This is a genomic window from Herbivorax alkaliphila (genome assembly GCF_030848475.1).
GTDB lineage: Bacteria > Bacillota > Clostridia > Acetivibrionales > Acetivibrionaceae > Herbivorax.
On the sequence record NZ_JAVDDS010000037.1, the window covers coordinates 11,527 to 37,113 of the forward strand.

Sequence of the window (25,587 nt, forward strand, 5' to 3'; positions counted from 1 at the left end):
TTTAGATATAATTAATTAAAGCCTTAGATGCCGAAAATTAGCAAGCTGAATCATGATGTTTTAGAATAAGAAATAAGCTAATAGTAAAACCTGATTTTAGAGAGGAACTTATTATTTAGTTATTTCCAGAGCATTCCTTAGTTTGCATTCAATAAATAATTATTTTGAAAGGGTTGGTAGGAATGAGAAAAAATAATGTATTGGCACTTGTAATTGCTATTGTATTAAGTGTTGCTTCTTTTGTGCAGCCTGTATTTGCGGAAAAAGAAGTTAATGCGAAGTTTGAAGAAGGTAACGAGTATTTTGGTTTTAAATGTGAAGAGATAATTGAGGTAGAAGACCAAGATGATATTTTTTATACTTTTACACATGTAAAAACGGGGGCAGAACTTTTATGGCAAAAAAATAGTGATACACATAGAGCTTTTGCAGTGAATTTTAAAACCCCACCTGAGAATAATAAAGGGATACCGCATATAATTGAGCATTCAGTACTTCGGGGATCTGAAAAATATCCTTTTAAAAATACATATTCATTACTAAATTCATATTCTTATGCTAATTTTGTAAATGCATACACTCATCTATTATATACATCTTTTCCGATTTCAAGTACAAATGAAACAGATTTATATAATTGTATGAAAGTTTATCTTGATGGGATGTTTGCACCTAGATTTTTAGAAGATGAGAGAATATTTAAGCAAGAAGCAATAAGAAAAGAAATTTTAAATGAAGAAGATCCTATTGTCTATAATGGAATAGTTTATAATGAGATGAAAGGGGATGAAAGAACACCAAGTAGAAAAATTTTAACTGGCGTAAATTCAGTTTTGTATCCAGATACACCATACAGATATGATTCAGCTGGAAAAACAGAATATATTAAACATGTTACATATGAAGAAACTAAAGAGTATTATCACAAATATTATCATCCATCTAATGCAATGTTCTTTTTCTATGGAGATTTAGATATGTTTACCTATTTAGAATATATAAATAATGAATACCTTGTTGAATATGACAAAAGAGAGTCAGTTGTAATAGAAAAGCAAGAAGAGGCTGGAGCTATGTTAGAAGGAGAGATTGAGTATTCAATACCTATGGGGGAAACAACAGAAAACAAAACATTTTTATCCCTAAATTATATGCTGGATGACTTTGGGGATCACGAAAGAGATTTGGGATTAATGTTAATAGCGAATGTCCTTATGCTGGATGAATCACCGTTAAGAAATGCATTAGTTGACGCTGGGTTTGATGATAATTTAAGTGTAGTTTATGGAAATGATTATATACAACCTAGGTTTGAAATATTATTATCAGGAACTGATGAAGATAAAAAAGACTTGTTTGTAGGAATTGTTGAAGATACGTTGGAGAATTTTGTAGTGGAAGGGATGGACAGAGAAGTTAGCAAAGAATTTGTGGATTTACTAATAGATAATCTAGAGCTTAATTCTTATCAAGAAACTACAGATTCATGGCTTACAAATCTTCAAACGGTGGCTACAAATTGGCTTGCTGAAAAACCATTATACCATGGATTTGAATTGTCATACGATATTATTGATGAAATAAGGGCGAAAATAGATGACGGATATTTTGAAGAATTAATAGAGGAGTATCTTTTGAATTGTAATCATACTGGATTTGTAGTGTTTAAACCAGTTTCAGGACTTCAAGAAGAAAAAGACCTTGCAGACAGAAAAGAACTAGAAGAATACAAGGAAAGTCTTAGCGAAGAAGAATTGGAAGAATTAATAATAGAAAATATAGAACTACTAAATTGGTACAATACACCAGATGATGAAGAACTGTTAAAAACCTTTCCAACTCTTACAATGGAAGATATAGATACTTCAGAGATAAGAAGAACAGAGGTGAATGAGGAGAGTATTGAAGATATAAAAATAGTATATACACCTTCTGATATGGGAGAAATAGCATATACTGATATGTATTTTGATACAACACGAGTTCCACAAGATAATCTTGAGTATTTGTTTCTTTTAGATAAATTATTAGGAAATGTTAGTACAGAGAATTATAGTTATAATGAGCTTAGGAAAAATGAATTAAGGCTAACTGATGGGATAGATTTTGGTGTTTATGCAATTGAAGATGCTAAAGATCCAGACAAATATTATCCTAAATTTGATGTATCCTTTTATAATCTTATAGGTAATCTTTCAGATACTATGGACTTAGTAAATGAGATAATTTACAATAGTAAATTTGATGAAATTGAAAGAATAAAGGATATTGTAGCGGCTCAAAAAAATAGTATGAAAAATAGAAATCCAGTTAATTATGTTTATAGGAGGGTATTAGCTTATAATTCTAAGGCATCATTATATAATGAAATAACAGGTATAGACTACTACGATTTTCTATGTAAAGTTGAAAAACTACTTGAAACAAATCCTGAAACTGTAATTGCAAAACTAGAAGAAACATACAGGCTTGCATTTCCAAAACAAGATTTGATAATTGGAATTACATGTTCAGAAAACAACTATTCATTGTACAAAGAGGAAATAGAGAGGGTAGCAGAAGTAGCATTAAAGCCAGTTGAAGCTGAAAAGATAACTTATAATTTAGAAGAACACCAGAAAAATGAAGGGTTTATGGATGATACATCTGTTCAGTTTGTAGCAAAAGGTCATAATTTAAATGAGTCCTTAGATTATGAATACAATGGTAAGTTTATTGTGCTGGATAATATAGTAAATGATTTTGTTTTCAATGCTATGAGAATGTCTGGTGCATATGGAGGGCAATTTAGAATAGAGAGAAATGGAAATATGATTTTAATATCCTGGGATGATCCGAATTTGAAAGAAACACTACTTTTATACGATTATACTTCTATGTTTCTTGAAGATCTGTATTTAACAGAAGAGCAGATGGAAAATTATATAATTGGTTCAGTAGGAAACTATCTTTCAGTTAGTACTTCTCGTTCGCGTGGATGGGGGGCTCAAAATGCATATATTTCAAATTCAGATACTTCAGCAGTTCAAGTTGTTGAAGAAATCCTGAGTACAACATTAGAAGATATTAGAGAATTTTCGATATTGTTTGAACAATTAGCCCAAGAAGGTAATTATTGCGTGTGGGGAAGTGAGGAAAAAATAACTGAACACAGTGATTTGTTTGAAAAAGTTATAAAAGCTTTTGAGGAAAAAGATGGGCTAGATGAAAAAACAGAAGAGCCATCTGACAATGAGCCAAAGTCTACACCAAGACCTCAAAGTAAAAATAGCAGCGTTGTACCAAAAACAACACCTACACCAACGCCAACTCCAACACCAGAACCAACGCCAGAAGAAATTGAAGAACCAGAAGAAGAAAAACCAGCATTAAGTACAGGCGAGTACAAAGCATATATAAAAGGATACTCGGATGGTCTTTTTAGGCCCGAAAGACATATTACACGTGCAGAGGCAGCGGTTATTTTAGCAAATATACTAAAAGCAGAAGACTTGGGTAATTATGGTGAAAATATAGCTTATACAGATGTTGATGAATCTCATTGGGCAGCAGAAGCTATTTTACTTGTTTCAGATAAGGAATTGTTTAAAGGTTATGATGATGGATCATTCAAGCCTGATCAAAATATAACAAGGGCAGAATTTTCAACAGTTACTTTTAAGCTTCTTCAAACATTAAAGGAAATAAGTACCTCAGAAATAACTGACTTTAGATTTGAAGATACTAAAGGTCACTGGGCACAAGATTATATTGAACATCTTGCAGATACAGGAAGTATAAAGGGATACTCTGATGGTACATTTAGACCTGAAAACATGATAAACAGGGCAGAAAGTGTCACCCTAATAAATAGAATTTTAGAAATAGAACCTTTATATGAAGGGAATCAAATCTTTGAAGATGTTGATAGTTCACACTGGGCATTTTATGATATTAACAGTGCAGCACTAGATTAAAAACTGTTGTAATTGGAGTCCGAAAATCATTGTAATGCATTGGCAAACCAATAGCACTTAAATAATTCAAATTAATACATAAAAAAACTCCATTTTGTAAAAAAATGGAGTTTTGCATTCAATTTATTTAATGAGAGACATACCACCCATATAACTCTGTAGAGCTGATGGAATATTAATAGAACCATCTTTATTTAAGTTGTTTTCTAAAAAGCAAATCAACATTCTTGGAGGAGCAACAACGGTATTATTCAAAGTGTGAGCAAAATATTTATTATTTTCCCCTTCAACTCTGATTTTTAAGCGTCGAGCCTGTGCATCTCCTAAATTTGAGCAACTTCCTACTTCAAAGTACTTTTTCTGTCTAGGAGACCATGCTTCTACATCAACTGACTTTACTTTTAAATCTGCTAAATCGCCTGAGCAGCACTCTAATGTCCTAACTGGTATATCTAATGAACGGAAAAAATCCACTGTATTTTCCCATAACTTATCATACCAAATCATACTATCTTCTGGTTTACAAACAACAATCATTTCTTGTTTCTCAAATTGGTGAATCCTATATACTCCTCTTTCCTCCATACCATGTGCACCTTTTTCTTTTCTAAAACAAGGTGAATAACTGGTAAGAGTTTGTGGTAAGGAATTCTCAGGTAAAATTGTATCTATATATTTTCCAATCATAGAGTGTTCACTTGTTCCAATTAAATAAAGATCCTCACCTTCAATTTTATACATCATTGCATCCATTTCTGAAAAACTCATAACTCCAGTAACTACTTCACTTCGAATCATAAATGGGGGAATACAATATGTAAATCCACGATTTATCATAAAATCCCTTGCATACGAAATTACTGCCGAATGAAGCCTTGCAATGTTACCCATTAAGTAATAAAATCCATGTCCAGATACTTTACGGGCACTTTCTAAATCAATTCCATTTAAATTTTCCATAATTTTAGTATGATAGGGAATCTCAAAGTCTGGTACTATTGGCTCACCAAATCGTTCTACCTCAACATTTTCACTATCATCTTTTCCAATAGGCACACTAGCATCAATTATATTTGGGATATTCATCATAATATCCTTAATTTTAGTACCTAATTCATTTTCTATAACTTCTAATTTAGCAAGTTCTTCTGAATCTAGAGTAACTTGTTTCTTAACTTCTTCTGCTTCAGTCTTTTTCCCTTTTGACATTAATGCTCCAATTTTTTTAGAAATCTTATTTTTTTGAGCTCTTAATGTTTCTGCCTTTTGCTTTGCATCTCTATGCTGGATATCTAGTTCGAGTAATTCATCTACCAAATTAAGCTTATTATCCTGAAATTTTTTTTTCATATTTTCTTTAACAGCTTCAGGATTACTCCTGACAAATTTTAAATCTAACATATACTTTCCTCCTAATCAGTTTTTATAATCTGCTGATATATATTCTATAATATTCATATTGACTTTTGGGGTTGATTTTTAGCAAGACAATATGCATTGTAATCTATAATTCTTAAGCATTAAAGAATAACTGCTTACTCGACAATTATATTTAATTTCTAAATAAATTTCAAGTAAATTTATTCTATATAATATTTTTGATAAAAAATATTATTTTAATACAAAAATTTGTGGTTGTTTAATTTCTATGTTTCAGCTTTGCAAGCCTTACCCCATCATTGACAGTCAAGCTTAAAAACTGTAAAATATAACTGTAACAAATATGATAATGTCGAATGGAAGAATATGAATTCAATTGTTTTTATTGATACGGAAATTCATTCAAAAAGTAAAAAAATTATCGATATTGGAAGTGTTAGGGAAGATGATAGTCCATTTCACTCTAACTCTGTTATTGATTTTATAAGGTTTATAAAGGGTTCAAAATTTATCTGTGGTCACAATATTTTTAATCACGATTTAAAATATATTAAAAGTGCAATTAAAGATGCACAAATCAAAGACTTAAATATTATTGACACTTTGTTTCTCTCACCTCTAATGTTTCCAGCTAAGCCTTATCATGCCCTGTTAAAAGACGATAAGCTTCAGACAGAGGAAATGAATAATCCTTTAAATGATTCAATAAAAGCTAAAAATCTTTTCTATGATGAAGTTGAAGCTTTTAAGAATATAGATGAAGAGTTAAAAAGCATCTTTTATATTTTATTAAAAGATAAAGATAAGTTTAGTGCTTTTTTTGACTATGTTGGTTACAAAAGTGTTGAAACAAATGTAGAAAAATTAATTGATAATAGATTTCACTCACTAATGTGCAAAAATGCAAATATTTCAAAGATAATTTCTGAATGTTCCATTGAACTTGCATATTGTTTAGCTTTAATAAATGCAAGAAGCAGATATTCCATTACACCCCCATGGGTGTTGAAAAATTTCCCGGAAACTAAAAGAATTATGTTTTTATTAAGGAATAAGCCATGTTTAAAAGGGTGTCCTTATTGTGACGAAGCTCTTGATATTCATAAAGGATTAAAAAGATTTTTTGGGTTTAATTCTTTTAGAAAATATGGTGGTCAACCTTTACAGGAGAAAGCGGCAAAGGCAGCAGTAGAAAATAAATCACTACTTGCTATATTTCCTACTGGTGGAGGAAAGTCAATTACTTTTCAATTGCCTGCATTAATGAGTGGTGTAAATTCAAAGGGGTTAACGGTTGTTATATCTCCTTTGCAGTCATTAATGAAAGACCAAGTTGATAATTTAGAAAAGGTGGGAATAACAGAGGCGGTAACTATAAATGGTTTACTTGACCCTATTGAGAGGGCAAAATCTTTTGAAAGAGTTGAAAATGGATCTGCTTCTATACTTTATATTTCACCAGAGTCTTTGCGGTCAAAGACAATAGAGAGACTTCTTTTAGGAAGAAATGTTGTCAGGTTTGTTATTGATGAGGCACATTGTTTCTCTGCTTGGGGGCAGGATTTTAGAGTTGATTACCTGTACATTGGAGACTTCATAAAAGCAATGCAGAAAAAGAAAAATTTAGAGGAGACAATTCCTGTTTCCTGTTTTACGGCAACTGCAAAGCAAAAGGTAATTGAAGATATAAGAAATTATTTTAAGGATAAACTTTCTCTTGACCTAGAGGTATTCAGATCCAAGGCATCAAGGACTAATCTTAACTACAAAGTATTTATGAAAGAGGGTAAGGAAGATAAATACAATTGTGTAAGAGAGTTAATCGAAGAAAAAGAATGTCCCACAATTGTGTATGTTTCACGTACAAGGCTTGCATATTCATTAGCAGAGCGTTTAACAAAAGATGGTTATCGGGCAAAACCATATCACGGCAAGATGGATAAACAGGAGAAAACTGAAAACCAAGATGCTTTTATAAAGGGACAGGTTCAAATTATAGTTGCCACATCTGCCTTTGGAATGGGAGTTGACAAAAAAGATGTAGGTATGGTTATTCACTATGAAATTTCTGATTCTTTGGAAAACTACGTCCAAGAAGCTGGAAGGGCAGGGAGAGATGAAAACATATCTGCTGATTGTTTTGTTCTTTTTGATGATGAAGATTTAAGCAAACATTTTATTTTGTTAAATCAAACAAAACTCAGCATAAAAGAAATCCAACAAGTATGGAAAGCAATTAAAGGTATTACCAGATTTCGTTCAACAGTTTCACAATCTGCTTTAGAAATTGCAAGAAAGGCTGGATGGGATGATAGTATTGTAGAGATTGAAACAAGGGTGAAAACTGCTATTGCAGCTTTAGAAGATGCAGGTTATATAAAGAGAGGGCAGAATATGCCAAAAGTATATGCAAATAGTATTCTTACAAAAAACGCATATCAGGCAATTTGCAAAATTAATGGTTCTGATAAGTTTAATGAAAAAGAAAGGGAAAATGCAGTTCGAATTATTAAAAAGCTTTTTTCAACTAAAAGCAGTAAGCAAATAGATGATGAAGAGGCAGAAGCAAGAGTTGACTATATATCAGATCATTTGGCAATTGAAAAGAGTGAAGTAATAAAAATTGTCAATTTGCTTAGAGAAGAAAATATTTTAGCTGATATGAAAGATTTAAAGGTTTTTATAAAAAAAGGTGAAGCTAAGAATCGTTTAATGGGTATATTAAAAACTTTTTGGTCTATTGAAAAATTTTTATTGTCAATTTTAGAATATGGTGAAAAAGTGTATCATATTAAAGAATTAAATGAACAGGCAGAAGAAGAGGGAATTGAAAATATAAGCTCAAACATGATAAAAACTATTATAAATTTTTGGACAATTAAAGGCTGGGTAAAAAAGCAGACAGTCAGTCATTCTAAAGAGCACGTGGCAATTCTTTGTCTTTGCGAAAGAGAAATTCTAAAAGAAAGACTTACAAAAAGATATGAAGTGGCTCAATTTATTTTAGAATATCTCTATGATAAAAAAGACAAAAAAGACGAAAAAAACCAAGAGGTAATTGACTTTTCAATTTGTGAATTAAAAAAGGCATTTGAAAAAAGAATAACACTATTTAATACAAAAGTAACTAATGACGATATTGAAGATACTCTTTTTTATATGTCGAAAGTTGGGGTTTTATCAATTGAAGGAGGATTTTTAGTTTTATACAATCCTATGCAAATTGAGCGTATAGAGAAAGATAATAAAAAAAGATACAGGTTAGAACACTATGAAAAACTAAAAGAATACTATGAAAATAAAGGTCAGCAAATTCACATTGTTGGCGAATATGCAAAGAAAATGATAAGTGACTATAAAGAGGCACTTCAGTTTGTGGATGACTATTTTCAACTTAATTATAATTCTTTTTTAAATAAATATTTTAAGGGAAACAGAAAAAATGAAATAAAAAGGAATATTACCCCTGCGAAATTTAGACAGATTTTTGGTGAGCTTTCACCAACTCAGTTGAAGATTATCAATGATAATGAATCAGATTGTATTGTTGTGGCAGCAGGGCCGGGAAGTGGAAAAACTCGAATTTTAGTTCACAAGTTGGCATCGCTAATGCTAATTGAAGATGTCAAACATGAACAGTTATTAATGGTGACTTTTTCAAGATCTGCAGCTACTGAATTTAAGAAACGCTTAATAAAACTTATTGGTAATGCTGCAAATTTTATAGATATAAAAACATTTCACTCCTATTGCTTTGATTTATTAGGAAGAGTCGGAAGTTTAGAAAAATCAGGTGAAGTAATCAGGGAAGCTGTGAAGAAAATTAAAAAACGAGAAGCAGAATCAGGTAAAATAACAAAGACTGTTTTAGTAATTGATGAAGCTCAGGATATGGATGCTGATGAGTTTGCTCTGATAGATGCCTTGATGGAATACAATGAGGATATGCGTATAATTGCAGTTGGTGATGACGATCAAAATATTTATGAATTTAGAGGTTCCAGCTCAAAGCATTTAGAATATTTAATTAGAGAAAAAAGAGCCAAAGTCTATGAGCTTTTAGAAAATTATAGAAGCAAGAACAACTTAGTGGATTTTACAAATCAGTTTGCAAAAAAGATACCCAATCGATTAAAGAATACTCCTATTGTGCCTGTGCAAAGTGACAATGGGAAAATAGAAATAGTAAGGCATAGAGGATCTAGACTTATTGTACCTCTAGTAAACAATATAGTGTCTGAGGGTCTTTCCGGAACTACTTGCATACTTACTAGGACTAATGAAGAAGCGTTGCAAATTACAGCCCTTCTTATAAAGAATGGAATGCAGGCAAAGTTAATTCAGTCAAATGAAGGATTTAATATTTATAATCTTTTAGAAGTACAATTTTTTTTAAATCAGCTTGAAATAGAAGAGGGGAAAATGATAAGTGGTGAAACTTGGATAGAAGCAAAAAGAAAGTTAATAGAAACCTATAACAAAAGTCTAAACTTAGAGCTTTGTATTAACATTATAAAAGATTTTGAAGCTGTAAATCCAGAAAATAAATATAAGTCGGATTTAAAAATTTTTATCCGGGAATCAAAGCTTGAAGATTTTTATGGTGGAAAAGTTGAAACAATTTTTGTATCAACTTTTCATAAAGCAAAGGGCAGAGAATTTGACAATGTGTTTTTAATGCTTAATCAATTTAACATTAGAACAGATGAAAATATTCGATTGCTATACGTTGCAATGACTAGGGCAAAACAAAACTTGACAATTCACTATAATGAAGACTATCTTGATTTTATCAAGACAGATGAACTAAAGAGATTTTATGATAGTAAGGTTTATTCTTTACCTGATAAATTGGCAATGCAATTGGGTTTTAAAGATGTGTGGTTGGATTTTTTTGCGGATTGTCAAAATTTGATTTTTCATTTAAAGGCTGGAGATGAATTAATAATTAATGATGATTATTGTTGTAATCTAAAAGGACAAAAGCTTTTAAAGTTTTCAAAATATTTTATGTCTAGGGTGCAATCTATAAAAGAAAAAGGCTACATTCCTAAAATGGCAAAAATAAAATTCATTGTATACTGGAAAAGGGAAAACACAGACTATCAAATCAGAATTATTTTACCAGAAGTTTATTTTGAGGGTCAGGCTTGAATAAGTAAATTATTCAAGCCTGACCCCATTGACAAAAAGAAAAATATAGCATAAAATAGTGTTAGCACTCAAATGTAACGAGTGCTAATATAAGTATCTTTTTTTAAGCTGCACTATGTGTGTCCGCTGTACCTTATTTTAGAAGTATTCTTTTTGAAAAGTATTATTTTATATAAATATAAATAATTATAATAAAGGTATTTGCTTTATTTTGTGTGCGTGCATTTAGTAAACTTTTTTCTGTCTTGTATAGCTTTAACTGTATTAAAGCTATAATGGGGTGTTTTCAGTTGGGTGTAAATGGGTAAATAAATAAAAAAACACTATAAAGTTTATATATGTACTAAAAATAAAAGTACTTTAGGAGGGATGGAAATGAAAGCATTATTTTTAGCAGGTGGAAAGGGCACAAGATTAAGACCAATTACAAATGAATTACCAAAGCCTATGGTTCCTGTTATGGGAAAACCACTTCTTGAAAGAAATATTGAGAGATTGAAAGAGCATGGTGTAGATGAAATAGTACTTAGTACATGCTATAAACCCTACAAAATTGAAAAATATTTTGGAAGTGGAGAAAAAACAGGCGTAAAGGTAAACTATATCTCAGAAGATATCCCGTTAGGTACAGCAGGAGCAATAAAAAATGCTCAAGAGTTTTTTAAAGATACATTTATTGTTTTTAATGCAGATATATTAAGCGACATAGATATTTCTGACATGATAAAATACCACAAAAAGAAAAAAGCTTTTGCTACCATTGCTACAACAGAGGTTGAAGATCCTTCAGCTTATGGGGTTATTGAATATGATAAAAAAGGGTTTGTCACTGCATTTAAAGAAAAGCCTAAACATCATGAGACAACGTCAAATCTTATAAATGCAGGTATTTATATATTTGAGCCAGGATTGTTTGATGAAATACCTTTAGATAAATCGGTTTCAATTGAAAGAGAAACATATCCACGGTTGCTTAATAAAGGAAAGAAAATAGCAGTTTATAACAAATGCTCATATTGGCTGGATTTAGGAACGCCTGATAAGTATATTAAGGCTCATAAGGATATACTAAATGGGGATTTAAAAATGCTAGCTCACAATTTTAAAAATAATCCTAAATACATAAGCAGTACGGCTAAAATACATCCAAATGCCAAGATTATTGATCCTGTTTATATTGAAGACAATGTTGAGATAGGTGCCTTTGCTGTAGTTGGACCTAATACATTTTTAGGTGAAAATTCACATGTGGGCGTAGGATCAAAAGTCATTGGAAGTGTAGTATGGGATCATGCAAGTGTAGGTAATGGAGCGTTAATTGCTAATTCAGTTATAATGTCAAATTGTAAGGTTGATATGAATACCGAAGAATACAATATAATATTAACTCAGAATGTTTGTCATTCAATTGCAGTATAGTAAATGTTTTAATATAGATACATCATAGGATTTTGAGGTAGGGAAACTGACCCTATCTCGAATTTCAAAATTATTTTTAAGCATATATAAATTTGGAAGAGTATAAAAATGCATTTGAAGGGGAGGTTTTAATATGACGTCAAATAGAATAAGGAACGTGGCATTTTTAAGTACATACCCGTCAAGGGAGTGTGGGCTGGCAACATTTACACAAGATCTGGTGAGGGCTTTAGATGATGTGGAATTAATAAATAATCCTAAGGTTGTTGCGGTAAGCGACAATAATAAATACAATTATAGCGATAGAGTAATAATGGAACTTTCCCAGCATGATAGGGAAAGTTATATTAAGACAGCAAAGGAAATAAACAATTCTGATATAGAATTGCTTGTAATAGAGCATGAGTATGGAATATTTGGAGGGGAAGCAGGAGAATATATTCTAGATTTGGCAAGAAATTTAGAAATACCTTTTGTGACAACTCTTCACACAGTACTTCCTAATCCTTCAGAAAAACAGAGGGAAGTGCTTAGAGAACTAGGAGATAGGAGTTCAAAAGTTGTTACCATGGCTAAAAATACAAAACCTGTTTTAGAAAGTGTTTATGATATGGACTTATCTAAAATAGAGGTTATGCATCATGGAGTTCCATATAGAATTCTTGAATCACGTGATAAACTCAAAGATAAAAATGGATTTTCAGGAAAAAGTGTGGTAAGTACCTTTGGACTTTTAAGCTCTGGTAAGGGACTAGAATATGGAATAGAGGCAATTTCTAAGGTAGCAAAAGATTACAAGGATGTAGTATATCTTATTTTAGGTCAGACCCATCCTTCTATCAAGAAGGAATCAGGTGAAGTTTACAGGGAGAAACTTATTGAGAAGGTTAATAACTTAGGTATTAAAGAGCATGTTATATTTGTTGACAAATATCTTTCAAAGGATGAAATTATTCAGTATCTCGGAATGACAGATATCTATATGACACCATATTTAGGTAAGGATCAAGCAGTAAGTGGTACACTTGCTTATGCTGTGGGATATGGTCGAGTAATAGTATCAACTCCATATAGTTATGCAAGGGAAATGCTTTCAGAGGGACGAGGACTTTTAGCAGATTTTAAAGATTCTGACTCGTTGGCTGAAAATTTAAGATATATTCTTGAAAACCCTGAAGCAAAAAAGGAAATGGAGAGAAAAACATTGATTGTGGGCAAAACAATGATGTGGGAAAGTATTGCAAACAGATATACAAAAATGTTTATTGATACAGTTGAAGAAACAAAGCTAAAGGATAGCAGAGTGGTATAATGAAAAAAACTCTATCAAAAAAACAAATAAATGATCATTATATATTCCTACTAACTGACGATACAGGTATATTTCAACACTCAAAATATGGGGTACCAGATCCTAGGCATGGATATACAACTGATGACAATGCCCGTGCCTTAATTATGGCCGTTATGCTATATGAAAGGTATGGCAAGAAGAAATATCTTAATTTAATACACAGGTTTTCTTCTTTTATACTTAATGCCTTAAATGAAAATGGAAGATTTAAAAATTTTATGAGTTATGATAGAAGATGGCTTGAAGAAGAGGGATCTGAAGATTGTTATGGAAGATGTCTATGGGCTTTAGGATATGCATTTTCTAATGAGCATACGCCTCAAGGGATAAGGGCAACTTTAGGGTATATACTAAAAAGGGCTCTACCAAATGTTACTTCCATTAACTATCTGAGGTCTAAAGCTTATTCCATTATAGGAATGGAATATATGGGAGATATGTCTTTGAAAAAACATATTTTTAATATGGCCGAGAACCTCACAGGTCTTTATTATGAGAATAAAAGTGATGATTGGAAATGGTTTGAAAACTCCATTACTTATAGTAACAGTGTACTTCCATGGTCTCTTTTTAAGGCATACAAGTTCACAGGAAATAAGAAGTTTTTAGAAGTTGCAGAAGAAAGCCTTGAGTTTTTAGAAAGTGTAACATTTAAAAATGGAGTATTTAAACCTGTAGGATGCGATGGATGGCTTACAAGAGGTAAAAAACCTGCGGAATTTGATGAACAGCCAGTTGAAGCCTGTGAAACTGTTTTGACATATTTAGAAGCTTATAACCTTACTGGAAAGAGTAAATATAAACAGCAGGCAAAAAGGTGTCATGAGTGGTATGAGGGGGCTAACATCAAAGGAATAAGTCTGGTGGACAGAGAAACAGGGGGCTGTTTTGATGGTATTACAGAAAAAGGGTTTAATTGGAATAAAGGCTCTGAAAGTATTATTTCCTATTTAATATCTTATATGAATGTTTGACAAGGAGGTTGCTAAGGCTAGGGTTTTTCTATGGGAAACTATTTGTCTATGCAACCTTTTTTAAAGAAGTCTTCACCCAGTCTCGTAACCTTAGTCATGGGTTGTTGGTGACATATGTTTAGTTAAAATTTATTATATTTGAACCAACTATTTTGATTGCAGCTTATATTGGTATATGATATACTCATAGTAATTAATGAGTTTATTTGTAAAAAATTTAAAGTTTATAAATTAAATAAATAAACACTTGCATTAATCAAACTAAATATCTTAAAGGAGGAGTAAATATGTCAAATTTATTTGAAAAGTCTATCAACTTAGGAGTAGGGCTTTTTGTGTATTCTAGGGAAAAAGTAGAGGATATGGTAGAAGAATTGGTGAGTAAAGGCGAAATAGCAAAAAAGGATGCACGCCAGTTTGCAGGAGAATTGGTGAAAAGAGGGGAAGATCAGAGAAATGAACTAAAAAAGTTAATTAATGAAGAAGTAACACAGGCACTGGATTCTGTGAATGTTGCCAAGAAAGAAGATTTGGTTACTAAGGATGAAATTAGCCAAATTGTTAGAGAACAGGTAAAACAGGTTCTTAAAGAACAGGGAATATCCAAATAGATTTTTAATGTAAAAGCTAAATATTGATGAAATTAGATGAATACTTTATATATAAGTATCATAAGGTTGTAAAAGATTTAATGGATAAGGGGCATGATGCCCCATAATCTTAATGATGAAAAATGATAAAATATATGGATTTTAAACTAGATTTATAAATAGAAGAAAGTGAAATAGGGATAGGAATGATACTGTGATAAATAGAAAAATCAGTATAACAAGATATAGGCAAATAATTGCTGTATTAACTAAGCATGGATTTGGGTTGCTACTAGATCAGCTTGGTATTTTTAAGTATTTAAAAATAAAAAAAAAGAGTTCACAAAAAAGTATAAAAAGTAGTCAAGTCAAGCTTTCAACTGGGGAGCGACTTCGCTTGTCATTAGAAGAACTTGGGCCTACTTTTATTAAGCTTGGGCAGCTTTTGAGCACAAGACCAGATATATTGCCGGTAGATATAGTAGAAGAACTGAAAAAGCTTCAAGATTCAGTTCCTTCGATTTCTTTTGATAAAGTAAAGAAAGTTATAGAAGAAGAGTTTGAAGATAAACTAGAAAATGTTTACAAAGAATTTGAAGAAAAACCTGTGGCTGCAGCTTCTATATCTCAAGTTCACCGTGCAAAACTAATTACAGAAAAAGAAGTTGCAGTTAAAGTTCAAAGACCTGAAATAGAAAAGACAATAAATCAGGACCTTAATATATTAAAGGATTTAGCTGGCTTTTTAGACAATCACACTAAATATGGGAAAATGTATAATTTCAAAGAAATGGTGGAGGAGTTTGAAAATGTAATTAAAAGCGAGTTGGATTTTACAAAAGAAGCTGAGAATGCTGATACATTTAAACAGAATTTTACCGACGATGAAGATATTACTGTACCAAGTGCAAAATGGATATACACTACAAAACGTGTACTTACTATGGAATATATAGATGGTATTAGGATAGATGACTATGAAAAATTGGATAATGAAGGATTGGACAGAAGGAAACTTGCAGAAAATCTTGCCATATCTGTTTCTAACCAGATATTTAGGGATGGCTTTTTTCATGCAGATCCTCATCCTGGTAATATACGGGTTTTATCTGATGGAAAAATAGTTTTTTTAGATTTAGGTATGATAGGAATTTTAAGTGAATCACGAAAAAGAATGATTTCAAACTTTTTTATAGGAGTAACTTCTAAAAATAGTAGATTAGTTGTAAAGTCAATAATTGATATGGGGGCAATGCCAAACAGAAATAATTTAAAAAAGTTTGAAAGAGATGTAGATATATTTATTGACAAGTATTTAGAGATGCCTTTAAAAGAAATAAAGGTTGATAAAGTGTTTTATGAAATTTTCAATATAGCATACTCAAACAAAATAAGAATTCCACGAGAATTTGCACTTTTAGCAAAAACATTTGGAACTCTTCAAGCATTACTTGAAAGTCTTGCTCCAGACCTTAACCCAATTGTTGTTGCCAAACCAATTGCTAAAAAATTGTTTTACCAATCATTTTCTTTAGAAAAAATAAGCAAAGGCATAAAAAGAAACTTATGGAATTACAAGGAGCTATTATCAGAATTTCCTTCTGCAATGCTAAACTTTTTGACTAAAATGGAAGATGAAGATTTTGCTTTTCAGTTGGAAATCAAAGAAATAGGAAAAATACAAAAAAGGTTTGAAAGAGCACTAAATAGAATGTCTTTTAGTGTAGTACTGCTTTCTGCCAGCATTATTATCGCTGGAATAATTATAGGTTCAAGTTTAAGTGCAGCTGTTGGAGCAGGAGATGAAACATCTTTTTTTAATGTTATAATGTTGAGAGTAAGTTTGGCAATAGCTTTAGTTATAGTAATTGTAATGGTAGTTTCTATGTTTAGGTCAAAAAACTGATAAAAATTAAGGCTTTCTTTTGTTATTTTTAATCTCATCATAAGGTTGACTATAAGATACAATACTACTAAATATTTCTTCATTATCTCTGTTTTTCTCTAAAAAGTCACTTGACAATGTTTCTAAATTTATACAATGTATGTTTCCTGCCTCAATTCAGCATCCATACTGTCCTTCCTTTGTACTATATTCATTATCCTATCTATATCCTTACTATTGAACTTACTACTGTTAGGGAAATCTATTTATGTTTACTGCTAACAGAAACATTACTGAAGGATATAAATGTTAAGGGACGTTGCCTGCGTTTAATCGCTATTGCAATAGCCCCTTATTCTCTAACACTATTTTTGTAGGGGGATTTTGATATCTACCATTTTCTCCTCATAGCCCCATATTTCCAATTTGTAATTTTCATTACTGTTAATTAATATAAACTCTCCTTCAATATCTATAGCTTCATTGCGATCTGAAATATCTAAATTTTTTCCTTTACTAGCAATCTCCACATTATCACAAAAAAGTTTAAAATATTCTGAATTATTTGTACTTTGAGCTATTTTTATTTTGTTTTTATCTATCTTAGTTATTTTTAAATCTCCAGTTTTTAAATCTTTTTCTATTATAGAATCTTTTTCTAAGTTATTAACTGAAAAATTTAAGGTTTCAAGTAGCTTCTTTTCTAAATATGATAAAACAAGTATTTTATGTGGTTGTTCTTCGATTGGTATAAAATTTGTTTCATACATTGTGTCAGAAGAATAAACAATATCCTTCTTTTCAAAATTTTTTATATTTTCCAACGCCAGACAATATGTCTCTTGTACAGCATCTTGAGCATCTTCTTTATTTTTTAATATCAAATAGGTAGTACGTAATAATTTTTCTTTCTTGATTAAAAAAGTCTGTTCTACTATATTATATTTGTTTTTATCGTAATCAGCTTTTGGTTTTTTCATTTTAAGTTTAATTTCCTCCAATAAAAATTATTCTTATACTTAAGTTAGATACTATATATACATTAATAGTTCAATTATAAATTAAAACAACGGGTAATATTAGTTTGTTAATACTACCCGTCTTATTTTTGAGAAAATTCAATTTTTAGTATAATGAATACATAAAACTTTTTTACATGTTATGGTTCCCAAGATTCAGGTGGTTGTGGAGGAACTTGTATTATTCCATCAACATATTACTGTACATAATTATATAATACTGCAAATTTAATAAAAATTCCTGCAAATTTATAAAAGGTATAAATATTTAATTAAATAATTAAAGAAAAATATTTTAATGTGAAGTTTTATGTTTATAAAAAGATATATATATCCGATATATATTATAAGTCTAATTAACATAAAATGCTCCGAAAAAACAGGAGGTAGTTATGATATCAACTAAAAAAATAAAGATTAAAAAAGAAAATTGTATTGGTTGTTATAAATGTATTCGTAACTGTCCTCATCCTTTGGTAAATAAAACTTTTATTGACAGCGAAGGTAAAATGAAAGTAGAAATAAATGAAAAAGAATGTGTTTTATGCACTGAATGTATTAAAGCTTGTGCTCACGATGCCAGACACTTTGAAGATGATACAGGTGAGTTTTTTGAAGCTCTCAAGACAGGTGAAAAAATTTCTATGGTTGTTGCTCCTGCCTTCATATTAAACTATAAAAATGAATATAAAAAAGTATTGGCTTGGCTAAAAAGTAAAGGGGTAGAATTAATATATGATGTGAGTTTTGGTGCTGATATAACAACATTTCTTTATATTAAAGCTATTGAAGAAAACAATATAAAAACTGTTATAGCACAGCCTTGTCCTGTTATTGTAAATAGCATAGAAAGATATTATCCTAATTTATTAAAATATTTAAGTCCTATTGGTTCTCCTATGTATTGTACAGCAGTTTATTTGAAAAAATATGATGGCTATAATGGAAAAATTGCTGCACTGTCACCTTGTGTAGGGAAAACAGATGAATTTATTCGCTATAATGCTATTGAATACAATGTAACATTTAGCAGGCTTATGGAGCTGTACCGAGAAGAAGGAGGATTTGCTAAAGAAACAGAATTTGATTCACCTGAAAGTTTAACAGGGTTTTGGTATCCCACTCCTGGTGGTTTAAAAGAGAGTGTTGAACAGGTTTTCGGGAAAGGGTTTCATATTAAAAAAATTGAAGGCCCTAAGCTTACTAAGGACTATTTATCTAGCATCAATAAAGGTTATGGTAAATTACCATTAGTTATTGATATATTAAATTGTTCTGAAGGCTGTTCATTAGGAACAGGTACTGAAAAAACCATTACTCCTGATGAAATGGATGCAATACTTTATGAAAAAACTAGAGAGCTGTTGTCTACGAAAAAAGGGATTATATCCAAGAAAAGTCCTAAAGATATTATTAAATTTTTAGAAAAGAAATTAAAAATAGAAGATTTTATGGTAAAATATGAAAATAGATTTTCTCAAAGCTCAATAACACATAAGGAAATAGAAGAAAATTATGTTAAGTTATTAAAATACACTGATGAAGAGAGGACATTTAATTGTTCAGCTTGTGGTTATGAGACATGTGAAGAAATGGCAAGGGCAATGGCTCTTGGTTTAAATGTAAAAGAAAGTTGTATAGAATATAATCGAAAAGAATCTTATATAAAAAGCCAGGAACAATTAGAAGAGGAAAAGAAAAACTCCCAAATAATTCATCAAAAGCAAAAGGAACAGGAAGACTTTTTGGAAAATTTACAAAAAGGCACTTCAGATATTAATGAAATACTAGATCAACTATCTAAAGTAACAGATGAAAGTGCTGCAGATATATCTGATATAAATATGCAGATGAGCGAAGTAGAAAACACTTCAAAAAGCACAATGGAAAGCTTGGAAATGTTGACAGACAGCTTTTCTAAGTATTCTGAAATGTCTGAAACAATTACTCAAATTGCTGAAAACATTAATTTGCTTGCCTTAAATGCATCTATTGAAGCAGCTGGTGCTGGTGAAGTTGGTAAAGGATTTGCAGTTGTAGCAGAAGAAGTTAGAAGGTTGGCAGAACAGTCAAGAAATGCAGTTTCAGTATCTAATAAGAATCAGGACAATGTAGATGAGGCATTATCAAAAATTAAACATTCAGTTGAACAATTAGATAAAGTCATTCAAACAGTACAAAGTAAAATAGAAAACTATATGGCAACAACACAGGAAACCAATGCTTCATTAGAAGAGCTTTCGTCTACAGCTACTCATTTAATAGATGAAGAGTGAAAAGGGGTTCACTTTTAATAAGTGAACCCCTTTTTTGAAATAACCATTTCTTTTAACTCCAGCGTTTTAATTTTGGGAGTAGCTCCTTCATCATTTCTCTAGCTTCATTCTCGCTCATACCAGATTTTTCATTAACTACGTGGGGAATACAAACTTCAATCATTTCTTCTATAGAAATATCTGATGTAAATTTCCCATTCATGTAACAGTATTCACAATAGTCTTTATTCTTGCTACCATCTAGATTTGAACCATACATTTCATCGGTATCCCCCATTGGCATACCGCAAGATTGACAATATTTCTCTTCCATTTTAAATTCCTCCTTATCATTTATATCTTAATTATAATCTATATAATATGACAACATTGTGTCATATTATATAAAATTTATGAAAGCATTTCTTTTAAACCTTTAATGTATAGCTTTTTGAAAAGGATTTGATACCTTTAAATCACTGGACAAAGCGACTTAAAATTAGTTTGGTACTATACAACACATACGAAATATTATAAAATAACAATGACAAACATTTATATACAAAGGAGAATGGCACAAATGAGTAGCACTTTGAAAAAAGATTTAATTGCCATTATTGAGCCAGAGGGGAAATATGCCCTTGATTGGCAATTTGTAAAAAAGAACAAAGAAGAATCTTTAGATAAATTTTTGCAAGATATATATGATTTATATAAAAAAAACAGTGATAAAGCTTTATTTGTTCTTGGAATGTATAAAAAGCCTTTGTCACTTTCGCCTTCTTTAGAATATTTACATACATTGAGTAAAGCTTTTGGAGAGTGTATTTCTAAAAACCCTGATATTGAAAATTTACGGGATAAGGCAGTAGGCATCCTTGAAGATGAACAAAAGGAGGAGCTTATTTTAAAAGCTCCATATATAAACGGGATAGAGTATCTTCATAGAAGATGGCTTGACCTTGTATGGGAAAGACTAAATACTATCTTTTCAAAAGAGATAAAAAATTATGAAGGTAGTGTAAGTGAATATTTCATAAGTAAAAATTCTGATATTCATTTTGCAGGTAAAGTATATTTTCACCTAGTGGAAAGTAAAAAAGAGGGTTATCCTTTTGCTTTTTTGGCAACTTATGCGGCAGAGCCTTCTGCTACTGGAAAAGCCAAACATCTTCCCCTCAAAAACGCCCTTGAAAAATACGGGCAGAATAGTAAAAAACTATTGGAGCTATTATCTACTGTTAACAAGGCAGCTGTAAAAAGTCCATTTATAGCTGAGTTAGTGGAAACAGGGGAGATATTTTATCCAATAGGTCTTAATTCTAATGAGGCATATACTTTTTTAAAGGAAGTTCCTATATATGAGGCTTCAGGTGTTTTGTGTAGAATACCTGATTGGTGGAGAAGAAAATCAGAATCATCCATTAAGATGTCTGTAAATGTAGGAGCTAAACCACCTTCAGTTGTTGGCATGGATGCTCTTGTAAAATTTGATGTGAATCTGTCTTTAGGTGGAGAAACTATTTCAGTAGAAGAATTAAAAAAACTCTTGTCCGAATCAGAGGGACTTGCATTAATTAAAGGCAAGTGGGTTGAAGTAGATGAAAAGAAACTCAAAGACACGCTAAAGGCCTATGAACAGGCACAAAAAGAAGCTCAAAATGGTGAATTGAGTATGATAGAAGCAATGAGGATGAAGCTTTCTGCATCTAAAGTCTTAAATATCAAAGAAAAAGATTGTGAAGTTGAAGTGAGTAACGGTGAGTGGCTCAGTGATGTTTTCTCAAAGCTTAGAAAGCCTGAAACAATAGATTTTGTCTCTTGTGGGGATTATTTTAATGCGAAATTAAGAGAATATCAGAAAAAAGGTTTGGGATGGCTTTATACCATGAAAGAACTGGGATTAGGAGCTTGTCTTGCAGATGATATGGGACTTGGTAAGACAATACAGGTTATTGCCATGTTAAATAGCATACGAATGAAAAAGTCTTACAAAGCTCTTTTAATTGTGCCAGCATCACTTATTGGAAACTGGACAGAAGAAATTGATAAATTTGCACCAAAGCTAAAGTATAAAGTGGTGCATCCTCAGAAAAAAGAAAGTTTGGAAAAGAGCAATGAAAGTGGTATATATATAACTACTTACGGAATGGTATCAAGATTAGAATGGCTTAAAGAGAATAAATGGGATATAATTATACTCGATGAAGCACAGGCAATAAAAAATCCTGCAACAAAACAGACAAAGACAGTCAAACAGTTAAAGGGAAAGAGCAGAATAGCTTTAACAGGAACACCAGTAGAAAATAGACTGTCAGATTTATGGTCTATATTTGATTTTTTAAATAAAGGATTATTGGGAAGTTCTAAAGAATTTACTGACTTTACAAAGAAGCTAAAGGACAGTGATGAAGGCTATGGAAGACTAAAACAGGTTGTATCACCTTTTATATTGAGAAGACTTAAGACTGATAAAAGTATAATTGCTGATTTGCCTGAAAAAATAGAGATGAAAACCTATTCAAGCCTTACTAAAAAACAGGCAGCACTCTATAGTGCTTTAGTAAATGAACTTAAAATGAAGCTAGAATCATCAGAGGGTATTGAGAGGAAAGGACTTGTTTTGGCAGCACTTTTAAAATTCAAACAAATATGCAATCATCCTGATCAATACTTAGGACAAAGGGCTTATGTTCCAAAGGAAAGTGGAAAGTATGAAAGACTTAGAGAAATATGTGAGACAATATATGAAAAAAGAGAACGTGTAATTGTGTTTACACAGTTTAAAGAGATTACTGAACCTTTGGCAGAATTTTTAAAAGAAGTTTTTCAGCATGAGGGTCTAATATTGCACGGAGAGACACCTGTTTCAAAGCGTAAAGATTTGGTGGCAAAGTTTCAGGGGCATGAATATGTTCCATTTATGGTTCTTTCCATTAAAGCTGGTGGAGTAGGTTTAAACCTTACTGCTGCAAATCATGTTGTACACTTTGACAGATGGTGGAATCCAGCAGTTGAAAATCAGGCTACTGACAGAGCCTTTAGAATTGGACAAAAGAATAATGTTGTGGTGCACAAATTTATTACAGAGGGTACTGTGGAAGAAAAAATAGATATGATGATAGAGGAAAAGACCAAAATAGCAGAGGAAATAATTCCTGACATCAATCAAAGTTGGATTACTGAAATGGACAACAGTCAGTTGGTTGATTTGTTTAGATTGGAGTAATTTATCTGTACGATAGACTTTTGAATTTGATAAAGGAGCGTTAAATATGCCTAGTTATGGATTTGGTAAATACGTGTCTGTTGCAGAAAAAAGAGAAAAGGCACGTAAGGCAGTAGAAAAACTAAAGAAAAAGAACCCTGATATTATGCCTGTTGTGATAGAGGGAAGAAAGCTTGCCCATACATGGTGGGGAAAAGCATGGAATGGTAATTTAGAAAGCTATTCTGACTATGAAAACCGAATAGGCAGAGGAAGAAGTTATGTGAGAAATGGAGCGGTTTTAGACCTTAAGATAGAAGAAGGAGAAATAACCGCATTGGTGCAGGGAAGCTCTAGGTACAAGGTAAATATAAAAATAAGTCCATTAAAAAAAGACGTGTGGGAAAAAATAAAAAAGTCCTGTGAAGGAAAAATAGATTCATTACAAGAACTTATAGATGGTAAGTTTCCCAAAGCACTTTCAGAGCTTTTTACTTCAAAGGGAAGTGGAATTTTTCCATCCCCAAAAGAAATTACATTAGCTTGTAATTGTCCAGATGGAGCTTACATGTGTAAGCACATAGCAGCGGTTCTTTATGGTGTAGGAGCAAGACTTGATGAAAACCCCATGATGTTTTTTACACTTAGAAATGTAAATGTGGAAGAATTAATATCCGATGCAATTGAAGGAAAAACAAAGTCTATGCTAGGTAAGGCAGAAAGAAAAAGTCGTCGTGTTTTAGAAGATGACGATATAACTTCAATGTTTGGTGTGGAAGTTGAAAGCGCAGAAACCAAGGGTTCTAAAGGCAGGAAGTCATAGAGACAGAGAGACAGAGGGACGGTTCTCTTGTCTCACTTTTAAAGTTAAGTCTGAATTGTTCTTACTGAAATTGGCTATGTCAAGCTGTGTTATTAAAACTGTTAAAAAATAGATATTCAGCATGAAAAATAATTATATGAATAAAAGGTTTAAAAATAGATTAATACTAACCTATATAACGAATTCAACATAATGAACTCATTTAGTTAAATCTAAAGATCAGAATTTCAGATGGAAATTGTACTCCACCTGAAGACTTTTAGAACTAGATAGACATTATATTGAAAATTAGGGAGGTATTAACTATAAATAATTTATTTAATCCAGAAAGGGTTTTCTTTGAACCCTCTTCACTAAAATATCCTTTAGGACAGCAGTTGTTTGAATATTTTGAGAATAGAGAAATAGAAATAAAGAAATTAGCTTTGCAAAGAGTAAAGGCATCGATTCCTGGTAAAACTGAGAATCAAAAATTTGCACGAGCAAAAAAGACTTTAGTGGTAGCAACTAAAAAAAGTATGTCTTTAGAAGTTTGCAAACCTTCTGCCGACTTTCAGTTTTCACTTGTGACAAATTGCCCTGGGAACTGCGAATACTGTTATCTTCATACAACCCAGGCATTTAAGCCTTATTTGCGAACGTACGTAAATGTAGAAGACATATTTAATACAATAAAACGTCACATATCAAAAAATAATGAAAACATTACAACTTTTGAGGCTGCAAGTGCTGGTGACCCTCTAGCCATTGAACATATTACAGGAAGTTTAGCAAAAACAATAGAGTTTTTTGGTTCTCTCGAAAGGGGAAGGCTTCGAGTGGTAACTAAATTTGACAATGTAGATTCATTGTTAGACCTTAAACACAATGGTCATACTCGGTTTAGGATAAGCGTTAATTCTAAATATGTAATAGATACATTTGAACACAATACGGCAGATTTTATACAGAGAATAGAAGCTGCGTCAAAAATATCAAACTCAGGTTATCCTGTTGGTTTTATTGTTGCACCTATAATGGTTTATGACAATTGGAAAGAGGAGTACAAAGAACTTTTTAAATTATTAAAAGAAAAAGTTAATGTATCTGCGTCAAATGAACCTGTAACCTTTGAATTAATTCAGCATAGATTTACCACAACAGCTAAAGATACAATTTTAAAGAGATTTCCAAATACAAAATTGGATATGGATGAGTCTAAAAGAAGTCTAAAATGGGGCAAATATGGGCGGTTTAAATATATTTATGCAAAAGATACCGTTAAAGAAATTAAAGAATATATTACTTCTAGTATTAAAAGTAACTTTCCGGATTCTGTGATAGAATATTTCACATAAAGCAATTTTAATTTAGCGACAGGAGACCTTTTTTTATAATAATGTATATTGGTGAAAGGTGCAATCAAACAAGGGAAAGTTTTTAAGGGAGCCAATTAGTTTAATTAAATGTATACAACATGCACTCGTCCTCTACACTATTTAAGAATATATTTCATTGGAAATTCTTTTTTATATATGAAAGAAGATTTTTATTCAAGAAAATCTTCAAACAAGGAAATTGCAGATAGTGA

At 31.3% G+C, this 25,587-nt stretch carries 14 protein-coding genes; 11 read left to right on the forward strand and 3 right to left on the reverse strand.

Going from position 1 to position 25,587, the window contains the following annotated elements; genetic code table 11:
* Positions 1–182: 182 nt before the first annotated feature.
* Complete coding sequence (locus tag RBH29_RS12855; protein WP_306697321.1) at positions 183–3,956, forward strand: S-layer homology domain-containing protein; 3,774 nt, start codon at positions 183–185, stop codon at positions 3,954–3,956.
* A 123-nt stretch (positions 3,957–4,079) separates the two neighbouring features.
* Here RBH29_RS12855 and serS read toward each other — a convergent pair whose 3' ends face one another.
* Entirely contained in the window at positions 4,080–5,357 is a 1,278-nt protein-coding gene (gene serS, locus RBH29_RS12860; RefSeq protein WP_306697322.1) for a serine--tRNA ligase, read from the reverse strand.
* Between the two features lie 345 nt (positions 5,358–5,702).
* Between serS and RBH29_RS12865 the strand changes: the two genes are divergently transcribed.
* The 6 genes from RBH29_RS12865 to ubiB all read left to right on the forward strand — a co-directional run bounded on the left by RBH29_RS12865 (position 5,703) and on the right by ubiB (position 16,733).
* Positions 5,703–10,490: a RecQ family ATP-dependent DNA helicase gene (locus RBH29_RS12865; RefSeq protein ID WP_306697323.1), complete on the forward strand. Its 4,788-nt coding sequence runs from the start codon at positions 5,703–5,705 to the stop codon at positions 10,488–10,490.
* Between the two features lie 375 nt (positions 10,491–10,865).
* Positions 10,866–11,909, forward strand: a complete 1,044-nt coding sequence (locus RBH29_RS12870) for a nucleotidyltransferase family protein (RefSeq protein ID WP_306697324.1) — start codon at positions 10,866–10,868, stop codon at positions 11,907–11,909.
* Positions 11,910–12,042: 133 nt separating this feature from the next.
* Entirely contained in the window at positions 12,043–13,221 is a 1,179-nt protein-coding gene (locus RBH29_RS12875; RefSeq protein WP_306697325.1) for a glycosyltransferase family 4 protein, read from the forward strand.
* Positions 13,221–14,237: a glycoside hydrolase family protein gene (locus RBH29_RS12880; protein WP_306697326.1), complete on the forward strand. Its 1,017-nt coding sequence runs from the start codon at positions 13,221–13,223 to the stop codon at positions 14,235–14,237. Before RBH29_RS12875 ends, RBH29_RS12880 begins: the two co-directional genes overlap by 1 nt.
* A 287-nt stretch (positions 14,238–14,524) precedes the next feature.
* A complete protein-coding gene (locus tag RBH29_RS12885) occupies positions 14,525–14,848 on the forward strand; it encodes a phasin family protein (protein ID WP_306697327.1) in 324 nt (107 codons plus the stop codon).
* 193 nt (positions 14,849–15,041) lie between these two features.
* Entirely contained in the window at positions 15,042–16,733 is a 1,692-nt protein-coding gene (gene ubiB, locus RBH29_RS12890) for a 2-polyprenylphenol 6-hydroxylase (RefSeq protein WP_306697328.1), read from the forward strand.
* Between the two features lie 344 nt (positions 16,734–17,077).
* Here the strand turns inward: ubiB and RBH29_RS12895 are convergent, their stop codons facing one another.
* Entirely contained in the window at positions 17,078–17,692 is a 615-nt protein-coding gene (locus RBH29_RS12895) for an RNA polymerase sigma factor (protein ID WP_306697329.1), read from the reverse strand.
* Between the two features lie 431 nt (positions 17,693–18,123).
* On the opposite strand from RBH29_RS12895, the gene RBH29_RS12900 reads away from it, so the two are divergent.
* Positions 18,124–20,007 carry a [Fe-Fe] hydrogenase large subunit C-terminal domain-containing protein gene (locus RBH29_RS12900; RefSeq protein ID WP_306697330.1) on the forward strand — a complete coding sequence of 628 codons (1,884 nt, stop codon included), beginning with the start codon at positions 18,124–18,126 and terminating at the stop codon, positions 20,005–20,007.
* A gap of 52 nt (positions 20,008–20,059) precedes the next feature.
* Here the strand turns inward: RBH29_RS12900 and RBH29_RS12905 are convergent, their stop codons facing one another.
* Entirely contained in the window at positions 20,060–20,320 is a 261-nt protein-coding gene (locus tag RBH29_RS12905; RefSeq protein WP_306697331.1) for a zinc ribbon domain-containing protein, read from the reverse strand.
* A 246-nt stretch (positions 20,321–20,566) separates the two neighbouring features.
* Between RBH29_RS12905 and RBH29_RS12910 the strand changes: the two genes are divergently transcribed.
* From RBH29_RS12910 to splB, 3 genes are all read left to right on the forward strand, one after another.
* Entirely contained in the window at positions 20,567–23,215 is a 2,649-nt protein-coding gene (locus tag RBH29_RS12910) for a DEAD/DEAH box helicase (protein WP_306697332.1), read from the forward strand.
* 46 nt (positions 23,216–23,261) lie between these two features.
* Entirely contained in the window at positions 23,262–24,017 is a 756-nt protein-coding gene (locus RBH29_RS12915; RefSeq protein WP_306697333.1) for an SWIM zinc finger family protein, read from the forward strand.
* Between the two features lie 281 nt (positions 24,018–24,298).
* Positions 24,299–25,354, forward strand: coding sequence for a spore photoproduct lyase (gene splB / locus RBH29_RS12920; RefSeq protein ID WP_306697334.1), 1,056 nt, complete (start codon positions 24,299–24,301; stop codon positions 25,352–25,354).
* Positions 25,355–25,587: the final 233 nt, after the last annotated feature.

Coding starts and splice junctions, on each gene's coding strand:
- RBH29_RS12875 (WP_306697325.1), top strand. CDS start 12,043: ATGACGTCAAATAGAATAAGGAACGTGGCATTTTTAAGTACATACCCG.
- RBH29_RS12870 (WP_306697324.1), top strand. CDS start 10,866: ATGAAAGCATTATTTTTAGCAGGTGGAAAGGGCACAAGATTAAGACCA.
- RBH29_RS12885 (WP_306697327.1), top strand. CDS start 14,525: ATGTCAAATTTATTTGAAAAGTCTATCAACTTAGGAGTAGGGCTTTTT.
- RBH29_RS12855 (WP_306697321.1), top strand. CDS start 183: ATGAGAAAAAATAATGTATTGGCACTTGTAATTGCTATTGTATTAAGT.
- RBH29_RS12895 (WP_306697329.1), bottom strand. CDS start 17,692: ATGAAAAAACCAAAAGCTGATTACGATAAAAACAAATATAATATAGTA.
- RBH29_RS12915 (WP_306697333.1), top strand. CDS start 23,262: ATGCCTAGTTATGGATTTGGTAAATACGTGTCTGTTGCAGAAAAAAGA.
- RBH29_RS12900 (WP_306697330.1), top strand. CDS start 18,124: ATGATATCAACTAAAAAAATAAAGATTAAAAAAGAAAATTGTATTGGT.
- RBH29_RS12880 (WP_306697326.1), top strand. CDS start 13,221: ATGAAAAAAACTCTATCAAAAAAACAAATAAATGATCATTATATATTC.
- RBH29_RS12865 (WP_306697323.1), top strand. CDS start 5,703: ATGAATTCAATTGTTTTTATTGATACGGAAATTCATTCAAAAAGTAAA.
- serS (WP_306697322.1), bottom strand. CDS start 5,357: ATGTTAGATTTAAAATTTGTCAGGAGTAATCCTGAAGCTGTTAAAGAA.
- RBH29_RS12905 (WP_306697331.1), bottom strand. CDS start 20,320: ATGGAAGAGAAATATTGTCAATCTTGCGGTATGCCAATGGGGGATACC.
- RBH29_RS12910 (WP_306697332.1), top strand. CDS start 20,567: ATGAGTAGCACTTTGAAAAAAGATTTAATTGCCATTATTGAGCCAGAG.